Source organism: Devosia oryziradicis (genome assembly GCF_016698645.1).
GTDB lineage: Bacteria > Pseudomonadota > Alphaproteobacteria > Rhizobiales > Devosiaceae > Devosia > Devosia oryziradicis.
This window is the reverse complement of the sequence record NZ_CP068047.1, coordinates 2,644,293-2,659,634: the sequence shown is the minus strand read 5'-3', so window position 1 is coordinate 2,659,634 and position 15,342 is coordinate 2,644,293. Positions and strand designations below refer to the sequence as shown.

Here is a 15,342-nt window from a genome sequence, read left to right as displayed (position 1 = left end):
CTTTCAACAATCAGCCTATGTAGCGGCGCGTGGCATTGACGAGCCGCTTCGCCGTTTCGAACAGCCCATGGCTGGTCTTGTAATCCTCGAAGGTTTTGTTGGGGGAAGCGACGATCGCGTCGAGCTCCGGTCCCTTAAGCCCAAGTTTCTTGGTCACATAGTCCCGATCCTCGATCAGGAGTTTTTCCGGATAGACCGGCTCCTGCATGGCCGCGAGCGCTTGGTCTCGCGTCATCTGGCCGGACAGGACCAGGTTGGAGTAGTGAGCCTTGCGCTTGTCGATGTCGAACTTTCGCGGCAGCAGGTAGGCTTGGTAAAAGCGGGTGTAAATCGACTCGTAGTGCTTGCCCCCGTAATAGACCCATCCCAGCTCATTCTGCAGGACGTCCATCGCGACTTTCTTGTCATAGTCGATGAAGTTGAGGATCGAGACGAGGCGAATCTTCCGAACGAAGATGTAATATGCCAGCTTTGCCAGCGAGAAATGCGGATAGGTGGCAAGCCGAGACGTGCCAAAGCGTCTGTGTACGTCCTTTACATAGGCCCAGTCGAAATAGCCGTAGCCCCACTTCTCCGGAAGTATCGCCTCCGAGACCACATTGGTGCCGGTGATGACGTGCTTGAGATTGTGCTTGGCGGCCATCTCATAGAGCAGGGCGAAGATGGCGTGGTCGGTTGGCACTTCGCCGTCCGGCGTCGCCGCCTTGAGGAACGACAACTGGAGGTCGCGGAACTCCATCCAGTCGATCACATGGGTGTGCAGGTCGATACCCAGCTTTTCTAGGGTCTTCTGGATATTGGCGACGGCCAGTTCGGAATTCCAGCCATTGTCGAGGTGGATGGCTAGCGGACGCAGGTCAAGCTCCTTGACGATGTATGCGACATACGTGCTGTCGACACCGCCGCTGACCCCGATCACGCAGTCATATGGCTTGCCTTGGCCGGACGCTTTGATCTCTGCGACAAGCGCCGCCAGCTTGTCCTTGCGCTCGTCGAGGGGCACCAGACGCTGCCCGGCCACCCGATCGTAGCGATGGCAATGGCTGCAGACCCCATTCTCGTCGAAGACGATGTCGGGATCGGTGGTGTCCATGATGCAGCGCGTACAGGTCTTATATTGCATAGACTTCGGCGCCGGTATCCCCGCGCCGCCCTTCAATGATCTTGAGCAGGACGTAGCCCGTAACGAGCCCGGCCAGAATCGAAATGTGCAGGATTGCGGTAATGCCGCCACCCAATAGCCAGGCCATCAGGGCAAAAACGAAGTAGCTCGAGGCAAGCGAGGCTTCTACATAACGGTTTCTCTGGAGGCAAACCCGGATGAAGTCGTAAAGCGCCGCCGTCAGAACGCCCGCGAAAGCGAAAATGCCAATCACGCCGCTCAGTCCTCCGATCAGGACGCCTTCCGAAAAGATTGTGGCGGTATTGTTATGGCCGGCCATGATGACGTGGATGGGGTATCCCGACAGATATGTGGTGAGTAGGCCGAAGTGGGTAGCGACCCAATCGAGTTCCATGGTTCGGTCAATACCGGTAACCAGGGTGAAAACCCGGTCCCCAAATATAGCTGGTAGCGAAGCGATGTAGCTGGGCAGCACGTCCCCGCGTGCATGGAGGTCCCAGATTTTCCATGCAACGTCGCCCTGGAGGACCGTCAATCGGTAGAACAAGCGGTCAAGAATGGTCGACGGGTCAGAGAGGCCATCAAAGAAGCTGTAGCCAACATAAATGCCCAAGAATGCTAGGGCGGCGAGAGGGATGACCATCCAGTCAGGCACCCGCCAGAAATAAACCACCGCGGCAGGCAGGAATGCCAGCACGACCCCGGATTTGAAGCCGAACGACAACGCAATGAGCGCAACAATGATTGCCGGCACGGCAAGCGGGATCGCTGCGTCGTACCATGGTCGCCGCGCGTAGATGAGGGCCAAGTAGGCCATGATCGCCGGGGAGTAGTATTTGAGGATCAAATAGCTGATGGCGCCGGCATCGCCCAACTCGGTACGGAAATCGCCACGGCCAATGGTACGGGAAATGACATTGATTCCGCCCGCGACAAACATGGTGAAAAGCGCCATGCCGGCCAGCGACAGCGTTGCCAGGATCCATATCCGGTCGTCAGGAACTGGCGCAGGACGAGGGGAGAGCCAGTCAAAGCGGAAGGAAATCAACGCTCGGGCCAGCATCAAGGAAGCAGTAAACGCCGCGATCCCCAAGCCAAACGCCAATGTAGCGCTGTTAGGATGGCCACTTTGCAATACAGAGCCGCCGTAACTCCCAGCCTCCATCTGCATGATGCCGACAAGCGGTGCGGCAAAACAGAACAAGACAATGTAGCGGAAGGGCATTACAACACCGCTTCCAGATCAACGCGCGACGGATACGTGATCAATACGGCCCGGTGAGGGCCATGGAATACGAACATTGCGCCAGCCGCGACCGCATCTGCACCGTTTGCCACAGCAGCGCCGAAATCGGCCAGTTTGCCAGCGCCCCCGGCGGCAATCAGCGGGACGTTTGTTGCTTCGCTAACTTTGCGGACAAGATCGATGTCGTAGCCGCGCATCGTTCCATCCCGTTCGATACTGGTCAGCATGATCTCCCCGGCACCCAGATCCTGGACCTGACGGGCCCATGCTGCCGGATCCAAGCTAGTGCCTTTGCTGCCGGAATGGCTGCGGACCTCGTACCGGCCCAGCAGTGTCTTCTTGACGTCAATGGACACCACAACGGCTTGATTGCCGAATTCTCGCGCTGCCGTTGCAATCAGATCTGGATTTTTGATAGCTGCGGAGTTGATCACCACCTTTTCGATGCCGATGCCCAGAATGCGGCGGATCTGCTCGACGTTGCTGATCCCTCCGCCATAGGCCACCGGCATGAAGCACTCGCCGGCTATGTCTTCTAGCGTGTCGAAGGCTGGCCCCTTGGATGTGTTTGTCGCGTTGATGTCCAGCAGGATCAGTTCATCGACTTCCTTGTCGTTGAATATCTTGATCGCGTTGATTGGATCGCCGACGTATTTCGGGTTGCGGAAACCTGTGGTTTTGACCAGTCCTTCTCCACGCAGAAGCAAGGTTGGTATCACGCGCGTCTTGAGCATCAGAACCGCTCCGCGAAATTTTTGAGCAGCCACATGCCGTAACGGTGGCTCTTTTCTGGATGGAACTGGCCAGCGACAATGTTGCCCTTCGCCAGCGCCGCCGCGAAACGAGACGCCCCGTACTGCGCTTCGAACAAAATATCGGATGGGTCATCAGGCCGCACAAAGTAGGAATGGGCGAAGTAGAAACGGGTCTCCTCGGGCATGGCTTCCGTCACCACACTGCTTTTGGCGGCGTGGACCTGGTTCCAGCCCATGTGCGGAACCCGCAGTGTCGGCTCTGCCACCTGGTCGAACCTGACGGTTTCCGCGGGTAGCCAGCCTAGGCCCGGGAGGTCGCCCTCCTCACTGCCCCGCGTCATGAGGTGCATCCCAAGGCAAACGCCTAGGGTCGGAACCCGCTCTTCGACGACCTTCCGATTGAGCATTGGAATCATGCCCGATTGCGCGAGTTTTCGCATCCCGGCATCGAATGAGCCTACCCCGGGCAGAATGATTTTGCTGGCATCTGCGAGTTGATCAGGTGTTGACGCAATCCGGGACGCCTGACCGATCTTGCGCAGCATGTTGGTCATCGAACCGAGATTACTTGTTCCATAGTCTACGATCGTGATCATTGCGTCCCGACATCCAACTCAGCCAACAGTTCGACCATGTTGTCGATGTAGCCGGGTTTGAAAAAGTAGCTTGATTGCCCGGCAGTCACCGAGCCCCAATCGCGCTGCTTTACCACAAGGGCTAGTTGCTCGGGAGTATCGATGCGCTTCGCCATGCCCGTGTCCACCAGTTCGGCCATACTCGCATGTCCGGGCAGCCCGAGCACCCGCGTGGGGGTCCCGATGCCAAGCGCGTCGTAGTGACAGGTAGAAGATATGCTTAAGTGCAAATCAGACAAGGCTATGACCTCATGCGTGGCGGGCGCAGCGTCGCCTGGCATCACAATGAGCCGCGGATCGGTTTCAGCGATCGAACGATAGTTCGCACCATCACCTTCATAGCCCGGGTGAAGCCGTATGATGAGGCGAAAGGGTTCGTGACTGATGGCGAGGAAGTCGGTGATAAACCGATCCACCTGGTCCAGGGCAAAGCCCTGCGACGTGAATGTAATGACCGGCAGTGCAGGGTCTGCCCGGAAATTGCTCTCCCGCAGCGCTCGGCCATTCGCAATGGCTGGCGCGCCAACAGCGCGCAAGCGTCCAAGTTGGCCCAAGGCGGTGCCGGAAAGCCGATCAAGGTCGCGCTCGCCGAAAACCGCGAGCCGGTCCGGCAGCAGGAGACCCTCAAGTCCGGTCTTGAGCGCCGAGGTCGGCAGTGACTCGGGGTGATGCTCGCCGAAATCCCCGTGCTGGATTTCCACATACGGTATTCCAACCGACCTGGCAGCCGCGATCAGAGAGTGCAGACCCGTATTGGCAGCCAGCACAATTCCCACCCCAAATCGTCTGAGGACTTTTTTGTAGATCGCTGCGCGCCAACGAAACACATCGTACTTCTGCTGTACCCGCGCGGGAGTAAACTCGGAAAGACCGAGTCCGTCGGCGATGAGGCCCGCCAGTTGCGCGCTTGCGGGAGAGGGGGGGCGGCGCCCAAGTAGTCGTCCGAGTACCGCACTACTTATGACCACTGCCGTATCGTCAAACACGGGCTGTCGATGGGCATTGCGGCTAGCTTCTTCAAAGCCGGCTGTATCGAGCGAGGAGAACATGGCTCCCCCTGGGACGGCGTCGACAAGATCATCGAAATAGATGTCCCGGTAGGTGCCATTTCGTTTGTCTCGAAGGCCCGAATTTGACGTTTTGCCAATATACCGTAAGCCCCGCTTGGCGAACGCGAATTGCCAGGCAGCACGTGGAAGCGATCGCATCAATTGCGAACGGGGAATAGCGGCCCGGCGAAGCTCCAGATTCTGCAATTGCACTGACGCTTCGAAACGCATCAGCCGCCAGAGCGATACACCGCCTTCGCGGATGGCAAAGGCGCCGCTGCGCTGCTCGAAGTCCTGGATCATCTCCGCGACCTCAGGCTCGGCGTAGATCGCCTTGCTTTGCATCATATCACTAGATTTACGCTGTTCACATTAATGCTCCGATGGCTTTGGCACGGCAGCTGGCCTTGGTTGTGCTACGCCTCTCTGGGATCGCCGCTGCAAGTTCCAAGGCATCGGATGGGTACGCGCGGCCAGCGACCAGGTCCCTAGAAACAGCAGCAGTTGCGCGGCCATGAACGCTTGCGCGGCCCCTTCTAGTCCGCGGGTCGTCAAAAGAACATAGGAAAGGCCGATGTTTAGAAGGCCGCTGGTAAGGGATACCGCCGCCAGCTTGCCTGTCTTACCGGCGAAGAAAACGTAGTTCGTTACCAGGTAATACATGCCTCCGAACGCCTGGCCCATCGTAATATAGATGACAACGGATCCTGCCGAGCGGAATTGCTCGCCAACCAGGAACGCCAGCGCCGTGGGCGCCGCAAGCCCCATGGCCAGGCCCAGAATGATTAGTATTCCGAAACCGAGATACGTTAGACGCACTACCATAAGGTCGTGGTCCGGGTCGTGCTGCTTCAGCGAGCGCATTAGCCAGGGTGCGAAGGCTCGATTGCCTGCATCGGTAATCAGGTTCAGCACCAAACCGATTTGGACCGCCACCAGATAGATGCCGGCGCTCCCGACATCGAGAATGTTGGTGATCATGAAACGGTCTACAGAAGCGATTAGCAGCCCGCCTATGGCATGAGGGACCAGGGGCAGGCCGAACTTGATTGCCTGCGCCGCGTAGTCCCGTGTTCCCGGGAGCCGTAGCCACCCCCCCGATCGCATCATCGCAAGGGCCAACGTGGCCGCGACCGCGGCTGCCAGGGCAACTCCGGCCGCGCGACCTTGCCATGCCAGCCCGATGCCCAGCACCAAAATCATGGACAATCCCAGGTCCAGGCTGGCCTGAGTCAGGCGCAGCGCGCCAAAGCGAAGCGGCTGTGCTGCCGACTGAAATATAGCCAACTGCGACTGGACGACGAAATTCGCGCCCGATACCGCCACCGCGATGAGCAGCCAATGCCCAGGCAGCTTGGTAAACGTTTCGAGCAAAGGGAGCGCGGCGGCAACGACTACCAATACCACGAGCAAGCTGCCTGCCAATACGGCAAGGCAAGAGCCAACAAATCGTGGAAAGTCGATCGTTTCGCGATCGAAAAAGCGCACACCGATGGCGCCGTGGACGCTCAGCCCCGCCAATGCTCCCAAGAGTTGCACCACAACGCCGAACATAGCGATGCGGCCATAGTCTTCCGGAGACAGGACGCGCGTAAAAAGAGGCAACAGCAGCAATGGTATCGCCGCGGTCAGCACATTGGCGACGACATAGATGAGTGCGGGACCAAGAACGGTCCGCGCGGTGCTCATGATTTGAAAAAGTCCCGAATTGCCGCGCAGACCTCATCTACCTGGTCGAGTTCGAGATGCTCGCCCATTGGAAGGCTGAGCACTTCTGCGCCCATACGAGCGGCAAAGAAGTCCACTTGCGCCTGCGGGTGATTGGCATATGCGGCAAGCCGCGGCAGGGCAACAGGATAGTGAATGCCTGTTTCGATTCCTCGGCTCTTCAGGTGAATTGCCAAGGCGTCGCGTTGCGCGGTTCGAACGACGAAGAGGTGGTAGGCATGCCTGGCACGATTGCCCCGGTGGGGAAGCGTGATGCCAGCAATTCCTGTCAGCCGGTCCGTGTATCTATCGGCGACCGCGATGCGTCGTTCGATCCATTTGTCCAGATGTCGAAGCTTAGTCGACAGGATAGCTGCCTGCAGCCCATCAAGGCGTGAATTGCGACCTTCAAACTCGTGTTCGTACTTGGCGACCCGCCCGTGATTGGCAATCATGCGGGCGCGCTTGGCAAGAGCGTCATCTTTGGCGGTAATCGCTCCGGCATCTCCATAGGCGCCGAGATTCTTGCCGGGGTAAAAGCTGAATGTGGCGAAATCGCCAATAGTGCCGACAGTCTGTCCATCGATGCGGGCGCCATGCGCCTGTGCACAATCCTCGATGACCTTGAGTTCATGTTCTGCCGCCAATGCCATAAGCGCAGGCATGTCACACGGGTGCCCGTAGAGGTGAACCGGGATGATGGCACTGGTCTTGGCCGATATGTGCTGTCTTACGGATTCGGGATCCAGGACGTAGGTTTGGTGATCCACGTCGGCGAACACCACCTTCAGCCCGGCCCGGCCCACGGCTTCCGAAGTGGCAATGAAACTGTTGGCCGGCAGGATCACTTCCGAGCCGGGCGGAAGCGCCAGGGCCTCGATGGCAATTTCGAGCGCATCCGTGCCGTTGCCCACGCCAACACAGTGAGGCGAGCCAACCCAGTTGCCGAAGCTGGCTTCGAACTCCCGAACTGCAGGGCCGCCGATAAAGGCGGAGCTTTCGATCACTCCGGCAATGGCGGCGTCCATTTCCTCCTTGATCGAAAGATATTGAGCATGCAGGTCGAGAAACTTGATCAAGGTAGGGCCCTCAGCTTTCGCGCGGGGTTGCCCGCGTAGATTCCGGGTTCTTTGATATCCCGTGTGACAACGGCGCCCGCCCCGATGACCACGCCGTCGCAGATGGAAACCGGCATAATGGTTGCATTGCTGCCGATGGACACCCCATCACCAATATTTGTCGCCCGCCACTTCGTACGGTCGCCGCGTGCCGGGCCGCCAGATGCAAAGGTGTCGTTGATGAACATGACGCCATGGCCGACAAAGCAATCGCTGCCGATCGTCACGAATTCACAGATGAAGCTGTGCGATTGGATGCGCGTGCGCGCACCTATGCTCACTTGCTTCTGAATTTCCACGAAGGGGCCGACAAACACCCCATCCCCCAGTGCGCATCCATAGAGGTTGACAGGTTCGGTAATCGTGACGCCGCTTCCCGTCGTCACATCGACGATGCCGGCCTGGCGCAGGTTTGCAGTCATGGACGTCGCTGACCCAAACGAGTCTGATGGCGCACCGACCCCACACGTACTTCCTTGCCGGACTCGATCGACTCGTAGATCGCATTGATAAGTTCGAGGCTCTTTCTGCCTTCCTTACCGTCTACTGACGGGGCGTCCCCATTCCGCAGACAGGATACGACGTGGTCATAATACGCCTGATGACCGAACCCGTACACATTTGGCGGGTTCACCGAGAATCGGGTCATGACCTCGGCATCGTCCGGCCGCGCGTCGACAAAATTCCAGACTTTCATCTGATTGACGGCGAACCCGCCAATTTCGACTGAACCAGTCTCGCCCAGAACGGAAATGGACCCTTCCAGGTCTTTGGGCCGGATGGCCGTGGTAGCCTCGATCAGCCCCAGCGCTCCGCTCCTGAAGCGCAGGACAACGGCCGCGGTATCTTCTGCCTCGATCTTTGCCAGCGCGCGGCTGGAATGCGCGAACACGCTCTCCACCGGACCCATCATCCACTCCAGCAGGTCGACATGATGACTAGCCTGGTTGGTCAGGACGCCGCCGTCGAGCGCCCAGGTACCCCGCCAATCGTCCTGATCATAATACCGCTGGTCGCGACACCAACGCACCCGCACGGTGCCCATGGTCAGCTTGCCGAACCGACCCAGGTCCACCGCCTCGCGCAGCTTCACTACCGGAACGTTGAACCGGTTCTGCTTGACCACGAAAAGCTGGACGCCTGCATCCGAACAGGCAGAGATCATGGCATCGGCACTTTCTAAAGTAAGTGCCATGGGCTTTTCGACGACGATGTGTTTGCCATAGGGCGCCAGTGCGACGACGTGTTCGGCGTGATGTCCGCTCTCGGTGAGTACGACCACAACGTCGCAGTCGACTGTCTTCATCATGTCGTGAAAATCGGAAAACGCAGGCACGTCGAACTGCGCGGATATCGCCTCGGCCTTAGCCAGATTGACGTCGCACACGGCAACAAGCTGCGCCCCGTCGATGGCGCCATGACCGAGCAGTTCGGAATGGCGTTTTGCGATACGCCCGCAACCCACCAACGAAAATCTTAACATAGTCGAGCTTGATCCTTTGGATGCTTCCTTATTGTCGGATGAGGTAGCGAGGTCAATCGCGCCAGACGGAAATTGCGGATGACTCTCGACGACGGATCGATCGACGGGCGCCGATCAGTCGCCGCGGAAAGCGCGCATAATCTGGTCCGTTAGTGGCTTGGTCAGATAGCCCAACGCCGTGCGTTCGCCGGTGTGGATGAACGCTTCCACTGGCATGCCAGAAATTAGCGCCAGGTCAGGAAGAGCAGAGGCCTCCTCGTCGTCGAGCACAATCCGAGCCGTATAATAGGCCATTCCGGTTCGCTGGTCGCGTGTCAGGTCCGGAGCAAGGCGGGCGACCGTCCCCTTGGCCTCCGGCGTTGTGCGGACATTGAAGGCCGAGAAGCGCACCAGAACTTTCTGACCGATATATACCTGGTCGATGTCCTGCGGGGCGATATCGACTTCCACGGTCAGCGCCTCGGCAATCGGCACGATGCGCATCAGCACTTCTCCGGCGGCGAGGACGCCGCCCAGTGTGTGCACGGCCAACTCATGGACTTGGCCACCTTGCGGCGCTCGGATGGTAGCCTTGGCGAGTTCTACCTCCCCGGCGACCCGGCGCTCTTCCAGTTCTGCCGACTTCGCCCGATCATCGCTCAATTGGACTGCGCTATCGCTGCGAAACGTCTGCTCGATCTGGGCGGCCTGCAGTTCGACTTCTGCGATCTTGCCCCGCGCCTGGGCGGCGGCGGCGACAAGCTCTCCGAGCTGCCCCTCGGTTCGAGCAAGTTCGCGATCCAGCGCGGCCACCCTCTCGCTGGAAACCAGCTTGTTCGCCAGCAGCGCGCGCGTGCTGACCAATTCCGTTTCCAGCAATTCCTTTTCGCGCTGCTTCGCGGTGATCTGAGTTTCGATCCCTGTAATTTCATCCCGCAACTGTAGCACGCGTTCCTGCAGTTGGCCTTTCTGACTGGCTATTGCCATCCGGCGGAGTTCAAACAAGCGGACTTCGGCAGTCATCAGACCGGCAGCTTCCGGATTGCTTGACTGTGACATCAATGATTCCGGAAACACGACGGACTGTGCGCCTTCCACCTCCGCCTGCAGTCGCGCCTGTCGGGCCTCAAGCTGGCGAAGGCTTTGCACGACGATTTCAAGGCTCGCCCTGATTGCCGTGTCATCAAGGTGTGCAAGCACATCGCCCGCTTCAACAACATCGCCTTCCGACACGTTTAAGTCGGTGATGACGCCGCCCGTTGGATGTTGGACCAGTTTGACATTGGTTTCAGCAACCAGCCGTCCCGGCGCGATGACTGCACCCGATAAATTCGTAGTGGCCGCCCATCCACCGGCGCCAAGGACCAGGAATGCCCCGGCAACCGTAGCCACAAGCAAGTGTATGCGGATCGACTTACGCGCGTCCTGGGTGGTTGATCTCATCCGTTGGACCTCGCAACATCGACCGGCGCACTGCCTCCGCGCGAAAGCTTGTTGAGTATCTTGTCTCTTTCGCCGAGTGCCTGGGGACGACCGTCCTGCATGATCATCACCAGATTGACCGCCGCCAGCACACTTGGGCGATGAGCCGCGACAATGATTACGCCGCCGCGGTTCCGTACCCCCAGAAGGGCCTGCGTTAACGCCGCTTCCCCCTCGGCATCCAGATTGGAGTTAGGCTCATCCAACACAACAAGGAAAGGGTCGCCATAAAGCGCGCGAGCAAGGGCGATCCGCTGCCGCTGCCCAGCCGAGAGGGCAGTGCCATCTTCGCCGACCTCCGTTTCATAGCCTTTGGGCAGCCGGAGAATCATCTCGTGTACGCCGGCTGCGGTTGCAGCTGCCGTTACTGCCGTCGCGTCCGCATCGGGCGCGAACCGAGCGATGTTCTGATGCACCGTACCAGCAAAGAGCTCGACGGTCTGGGGTAGGTATCCAACGCAGCTCCCCAGCTTTTCAATGCTCCACTGGTCGAGTGCAGCGCCGTCGAGACGAATGGTGCCCCGAACTGACCGCCAGACCCCGGCCACTGCGCGGATCAGAGACGATTTGCCAGAAGCGCTGGGTCCAATGATTCCCAAGCCATCGCCGGCCCCGAGCGAGAATCGCACGTCGGCCACCACCAGCTTGCTGCTCCCGGGTGGCACGACGCTGAGATTGTCGACGGTCACGCTGCGCTTGGGCGTTGCCAGCTCGAGACGTTCACCATCCGGTGGCATCATCGAGAAGGCCTCCTTCAATCGGCGCCATCCCTGTCTTGCCGCCAGCAGAGACTGCCAGTTGCCCACGACCAGCTCGACTGGTGCCAGGGCTCGAGATGTCAGAATGGACGATGCGATCATCAGTCCGCCGGTTGCTTCCTGCGCGATCACGAGATAGGCGCCAACGCCCAGTACGGCCGATTGAATCACCATGCGCAGCACCTTCGACAAGGCTCCTAGGCCACCCGCGATGTCAGCCACGTGCTGACTATGCAGAACGGACTGCTCATTGGCGGCGCCCCAAACGGCCTGCAGTCGCGGCGCAAGGCCCATCGAGCCGACAACATCGGCATTGCGGCGTCCAGCTTCCGCCAGCGCTGAACGCCTGACCCCAAAATCCTGCGCCAGCCGACTGGCGCGACGTGCGGTAAACTCCGTGAGGATCGCGATGGTGACCAAGAGGATTGCGCCAATTGCGGCCATCCAGCCGATCAACGGGTGGAAAGCAAAGCAAATTAAAAGATAGAGAGGCATCCACGGTAGATCAAATAGCGCCGATGGGCCCATGCCGCCAAGGAAGGTGCGGACCTGATCGACGCTGCGCAAAGGCTGCAATCCATCGGCCTTTGGCCCAGCCAGAAGCGGCAACTGCACCAGAGCACGAAACGCTATTGGAGCAAGCCGTTCCCCCAGAGCCGAGCCAATGCGAACAAGGACGCGGCCACGGATAAAGTCGAAGAAGCCTTGAAAGGCGTATAGAAGTGCAACCAGGAGCGCCAGACCGACGAGCGTGGAAATGCTCCGGCTCGGCAGCACGCGATCGTAAACCTCGAGCATGAAGAACGGCCCGGCGAGATACAGCACGTTGATCAGGGCGGAAACCAAGCCCACCCCAATCAGGGCCGCGCGGCTGGCACGCATCGCTCCTGCAAGTTGCTCGGTTGCGGTCTGGGTCGCCTGGGTCACCGATATTCTCCATTCGCGACCCGAGCAACCTCGGCTGCGTCATATCGCGATCACGGCAGTGGTATGTCAAAGTCTTGGCGGCAAGCTTTTTCTTCACCGTCACAATACTCATGCGCAAGCCGATAGCATAAACCATGTGTGCTTCTCCACACGACTTGTTGACCACCGGCATGGCAGCTATAGCCGCACCAATCTTGCGGAACGATGTGTGGCCAGCCCGGTCGGCATTCCCGTTGGCCCATGCGGTGTCTCGTGCTACCAGCAGTGCTCGTGGGTTCCCAACCCAGGATCGGAGCGACGATGTCGGAGTGGATAGACTTTTCGCGCTGGGAGGAATGCCAGGCCATGGAGCGTCCCGGCTACGTTTTTGAAGTTGCCAATGCCGAAGCGCAGAGCCTGCTGACCGATTGTACCCTTGTACTCCCGGTTCCGGAGGATTGGTCGTCGCCGCCCGTAAAGTTTCGCCTTGTGCCGGCGCCGCCCTTGCAGAGTTCCGAACCGATACCGAAGCCAATCCACCGCGGTTGACACAATCAAAATGAGCCAGGCGTGGCGGCAAAGATCAGGGTGGTAGGGACCGCTCGAGCCGCATCGGATTTTGCCCGCTTGCGCGTAACACCGTCTGTGCCGGCAAGGTGCCATTCTTTCCCAAAATTCGGGCTTGCCTCTGGTGCTTACCTTCTCTATGTCTCCGCGCAGTCGGGGCGTAGCGCAGCCTGGTAGCGCATTTGTCTGGGGGACAAAGGGTCGTCGGTTCAAATCCGGCCGCTCCGACCATCACTCTCCATCTTTCAGTTTTGCTATGCCGAGTTCGGTATTGCGCTGCAGTCTGGAGCCTTGCCAATGCCATTGACGGCGCGCGACGTAGGGCCGGCCTTGTCGTGTTGGGATGAAGCCGAGGACGGCAGCGCCCGGCTTATCAATCATTCCGAAAACCAGACCTTTCTGATCCAGACGCCGGGGCAGGGCGCATTCACGCTCCGCGTGCACCGCACGGGTTACCAGTCGCGCGTCTCGATCGAGAGCGAGTTGGCCTGGTTGATGGCGCTGCGGCGGGACACGGCGCTGGCCATCCCCGAGCCCATTCCCGGACGCGACGGCAAGCTGCTGCAGCATTTCGAAACGCCGCACGGCGCGCGCATTGCCGTGCTCTTCCGCTACATAGACGGCCATGAGCCGCAACCAGACAGCAATCTGGGCGACCTGTTCGTGACGCTCGGACGCTACGCGGCAATTATGCACAATCATGTGACCATGTGGCACCGGCCCCCCGGTTTCGAGCGCCAGGTCTGGCAGGCCGCCACCATCCTGGATGCCGACGGCCCCTGGGGCGATTGGCGCCTGGCGCCTGGCATCACCGATAGCACCCGTCCGGTCCTGGATCGGCTGGATTCCGCGCTGTGGCTGCGTCTGGCCGCCTATGGCACCGGCGTGGACCGCTATGGGCTCATCCATGCCGACATGCGGCTGGGCAACCTGCTGGTCGATGGCGACAAGGTCACCCTCATCGATTTCGACGACTGCGGCTTCTGCTGGTTCGCCTATGATTTTGCTGCGGCAATCTCGTTCCACGAAACCAATCCGGCGGTTCCCGCCCTGCGCGCAGCCTGGATCGAGGGCTACAAGACCGAGCGCCAGCTGACTCAGGACGATATCGCAGCCATCGACTCCATGGTCATGCTGCGGCGCATGGCGCTTCTGGCGTGGATCGGGTCGCATGCCGACACGAAGCTGGCCCAGCAGCACATGCGTGGCTTTGCCGATGGCACCGCCCAACTTGCCGAGCGCTACCTGCGGGGCCCGATCTGGCCCTAGACCAGCACGCGCTGGCGCGCAATGCTGCCGCGCCGATCGTTCTGGATGGCCGTCGAGACACCCCAGATGAGGCCGATCAGCAGGTAGTAGTGACGCCAGTGATCGCTGTCGATGATCGCTGATTCCCCAACCAGCATGGTGAAGGTGGCGACGAGCGGGATCATCATGAGGCGATAGGGGGAGGGGCGCGTCAGCGCTGCAATACCGCGCCAAAGGGTGAGGATGATCAGCAGGTAGTAGATCGCCCCGCCACCCCAACCATAGACATGCAGCACGGTGACATAGACGTTGTGCGGCTCTTCGATAATGCGCAGGTTGCGGAATTCGTGCGGGCCGAGGCCCAAGGGGTGATCGAGCGCCAGCTCGAACGCATAGCCCTGGCGGCCGAAGCGGCCGGTTTCGCCCGAATCGTAGTTCTGTCCGGCTGCGCGCTGCTCGAAGAGGGCGGCGACCGAGGGAATGCTGAGCAGCCCCGCCAGCGCCACCACCAGCATCGCTGCGCCGAGCAGCGACATGATCATGATGCGCACCTTGTCCCGCGCCGCTGCTTCCAGCCAGAAGCACAGGACCAGCACAATCACCGACGAGAGCGCGAAATGACCCCAGGCAGCGCGGGAGAAGCTGACAAAGACTCCGATGAACAGCACCATATAGATGCCCCCAGCGATGATCGCCGAGCGCCCTGACGCCAGCAGCAAGCGCTGCAGCGCATACATGGCGGGCAGGATCAGGAAGGGCCCAAACACGTTCGGATCATTGAACGCAGCCTTGGCGCGCCCATAGCGTAGGAAGATGTCCGCCGCAGGCATCAGGCCGAGATAGGCCAGCGTCCCCACTAGGGCGGAGATGATGGCTACCGCAGTGTAGGCGCGCATGACAAGTCGCATGCGGCGTTCGGTATCTTCGGCGACGTAGTTGGCGACGAAGTACGAGGTCAGCAGCAGGAAAACGGTGACGATCGAAAAGAGCAGCGCATCGTTTATCGGGGTGAAGCGGACCTGGAAGCAGGCGATCAAGGCAAAGGGCGTGAAGGCGATGAGGATCGCCAGCAGGCCAAAGGTCGACCGGTAGAGCCCCGTCCCCGCCACGAAAGCCAGCGGCAGCACGATCAGGAAGGTCAGCTCGTAGGGCGAGGGCTCGAACAGAACCATCCCGCCGGTGAAGATCCAGACGGCCACCATGATATCGAGCCAGCGCATGGCACCGGCCCTAACGACAGCAAGGCCGAGTCCATTGGACCCGGCCTGCGGACTGCCGCCATCAAG

13 protein-coding genes and 1 tRNA gene are annotated in these 15,342 nt (G+C 59.9%); 2 read left to right on the top strand and 12 right to left on the bottom strand.

Going from position 1 to position 15,342, the window contains the following annotated elements; genetic code table 11:
* Positions 1-10: 10 nt before the first annotated feature.
* From JI749_RS13340 to JI749_RS13290, 11 genes are all read right to left on the bottom strand, one after another.
* Positions 11-1,123, bottom strand: coding sequence for an N-acetyl sugar amidotransferase (locus JI749_RS13340; protein WP_201654745.1), 1,113 nt, complete (start codon positions 1,121-1,123; stop codon positions 11-13).
* The gene (locus JI749_RS13335; RefSeq protein ID WP_201654742.1) at positions 1,113-2,348 is read right to left on the bottom strand and encodes a hypothetical protein; all 1,236 of its coding nucleotides are present in this window, start codon (positions 2,346-2,348) and stop codon (positions 1,113-1,115) included. Before JI749_RS13335 ends, JI749_RS13340 begins: the two co-directional genes overlap by 11 nt.
* Positions 2,348-3,103, bottom strand: a complete 756-nt coding sequence (locus tag JI749_RS13330; protein ID WP_201654739.1) for an AglZ/HisF2 family acetamidino modification protein — start codon at positions 3,101-3,103, stop codon at positions 2,348-2,350. Before JI749_RS13330 ends, JI749_RS13335 begins: the two co-directional genes overlap by 1 nt.
* Positions 3,103-3,720: an imidazole glycerol phosphate synthase subunit HisH gene (gene hisH / locus JI749_RS13325; protein ID WP_201654736.1), complete on the bottom strand. Its 618-nt coding sequence runs from the start codon at positions 3,718-3,720 to the stop codon at positions 3,103-3,105. The genes JI749_RS13330 and hisH overlap by 1 nt, the downstream gene beginning before the upstream one ends.
* Complete coding sequence (locus JI749_RS13320; protein WP_201654733.1) at positions 3,717-5,156, bottom strand: hypothetical protein; 1,440 nt, start codon at positions 5,154-5,156, stop codon at positions 3,717-3,719. Before JI749_RS13320 ends, hisH begins: the two co-directional genes overlap by 4 nt.
* Positions 5,157-5,180: 24 nt before the next feature.
* The gene (locus JI749_RS13315; RefSeq protein ID WP_201654730.1) at positions 5,181-6,497 is read right to left on the bottom strand and encodes a lipopolysaccharide biosynthesis protein; all 1,317 of its coding nucleotides are present in this window, start codon (positions 6,495-6,497) and stop codon (positions 5,181-5,183) included.
* Positions 6,494-7,594 (bottom strand): DegT/DnrJ/EryC1/StrS family aminotransferase, encoded by a 1,101-nt coding sequence (locus tag JI749_RS13310; protein WP_201654727.1) that lies wholly within the window; start codon positions 7,592-7,594, stop codon positions 6,494-6,496. The genes JI749_RS13315 and JI749_RS13310 overlap by 4 nt, the downstream gene beginning before the upstream one ends.
* Positions 7,591-8,055, bottom strand: a complete 465-nt coding sequence (locus tag JI749_RS13305; RefSeq protein ID WP_201654724.1) for an acyltransferase — start codon at positions 8,053-8,055, stop codon at positions 7,591-7,593. Before JI749_RS13305 ends, JI749_RS13310 begins: the two co-directional genes overlap by 4 nt.
* Positions 8,052-9,116: a Gfo/Idh/MocA family protein gene (locus JI749_RS13300; RefSeq protein WP_201654721.1), complete on the bottom strand. Its 1,065-nt coding sequence runs from the start codon at positions 9,114-9,116 to the stop codon at positions 8,052-8,054. Before JI749_RS13300 ends, JI749_RS13305 begins: the two co-directional genes overlap by 4 nt.
* Positions 9,117-9,230: 114 nt before the next feature.
* A complete protein-coding gene (locus tag JI749_RS13295; protein WP_201654718.1) occupies positions 9,231-10,538 on the bottom strand; it encodes an HlyD family type I secretion periplasmic adaptor subunit in 1,308 nt (435 codons plus the stop codon).
* Complete coding sequence (locus JI749_RS13290) at positions 10,535-12,217, bottom strand: type I secretion system permease/ATPase (RefSeq protein WP_201662836.1); 1,683 nt, start codon at positions 12,215-12,217, stop codon at positions 10,535-10,537. Before JI749_RS13290 ends, JI749_RS13295 begins: the two co-directional genes overlap by 4 nt.
* A 745-nt stretch (positions 12,218-12,962) precedes the next feature.
* On the opposite strand from JI749_RS13290, the gene JI749_RS13285 reads away from it, so the two are divergent.
* Together JI749_RS13285 and JI749_RS13280 are read left to right on the top strand one after the other, a co-directional pair.
* Positions 12,963-13,039: transfer RNA gene (locus JI749_RS13285), tRNA-Pro, on the top strand.
* 99 nt (positions 13,040-13,138) lie between these two features.
* Positions 13,139-14,077 carry a phosphotransferase enzyme family protein gene (locus JI749_RS13280; protein ID WP_201654716.1) on the top strand — a complete coding sequence of 313 codons (939 nt, stop codon included), beginning with the start codon at positions 13,139-13,141 and terminating at the stop codon, positions 14,075-14,077.
* Here JI749_RS13280 and JI749_RS13275 read toward each other — a convergent pair.
* Positions 14,074-15,276: an O-antigen ligase family protein gene (locus tag JI749_RS13275; protein WP_201654713.1), complete on the bottom strand. Its 1,203-nt coding sequence runs from the start codon at positions 15,274-15,276 to the stop codon at positions 14,074-14,076. The genes JI749_RS13280 and JI749_RS13275 overlap by 4 nt on opposite strands.
* Between the last annotated feature and the right edge of the window lie 66 nt (positions 15,277-15,342).

Excerpts from the sequence above, each read along its gene's own strand:
- JI749_RS13340 (WP_201654745.1), bottom strand. The coding sequence starts at position 1,123 with ATGCAATATAAGACCTGTACGCGCTGCATCATGGACACCACCGATCCC.
- JI749_RS13335 (WP_201654742.1), bottom strand. The coding sequence starts at position 2,348 with ATGCCCTTCCGCTACATTGTCTTGTTCTGTTTTGCCGCACCGCTTGTC.
- JI749_RS13330 (WP_201654739.1), bottom strand. The coding sequence starts at position 3,103 with ATGCTCAAGACGCGCGTGATACCAACCTTGCTTCTGCGTGGAGAAGGA.
- hisH (WP_201654736.1), bottom strand. The coding sequence starts at position 3,720 with ATGATCACGATCGTAGACTATGGAACAAGTAATCTCGGTTCGATGACC.
- JI749_RS13320 (WP_201654733.1), bottom strand. The coding sequence starts at position 5,156 with ATGATGCAAAGCAAGGCGATCTACGCCGAGCCTGAGGTCGCGGAGATG.
- JI749_RS13315 (WP_201654730.1), bottom strand. The coding sequence starts at position 6,497 with ATGAGCACCGCGCGGACCGTTCTTGGTCCCGCACTCATCTATGTCGTC.
- JI749_RS13305 (WP_201654724.1), bottom strand. The coding sequence starts at position 8,055 with ATGACTGCAAACCTGCGCCAGGCCGGCATCGTCGATGTGACGACGGGA.
- JI749_RS13300 (WP_201654721.1), bottom strand. The coding sequence starts at position 9,116 with ATGTTAAGATTTTCGTTGGTGGGTTGCGGGCGTATCGCAAAACGCCAT.
- JI749_RS13295 (WP_201654718.1), bottom strand. The coding sequence starts at position 10,538 with ATGAGATCAACCACCCAGGACGCGCGTAAGTCGATCCGCATACACTTG.
- JI749_RS13290 (WP_201662836.1), bottom strand. The coding sequence starts at position 12,217 with ATGCGTGCCAGCCGCGCGGCCCTGATTGGGGTGGGCTTGGTTTCCGCC.
- JI749_RS13275 (WP_201654713.1), bottom strand. The coding sequence starts at position 15,276 with ATGCGCTGGCTCGATATCATGGTGGCCGTCTGGATCTTCACCGGCGGG.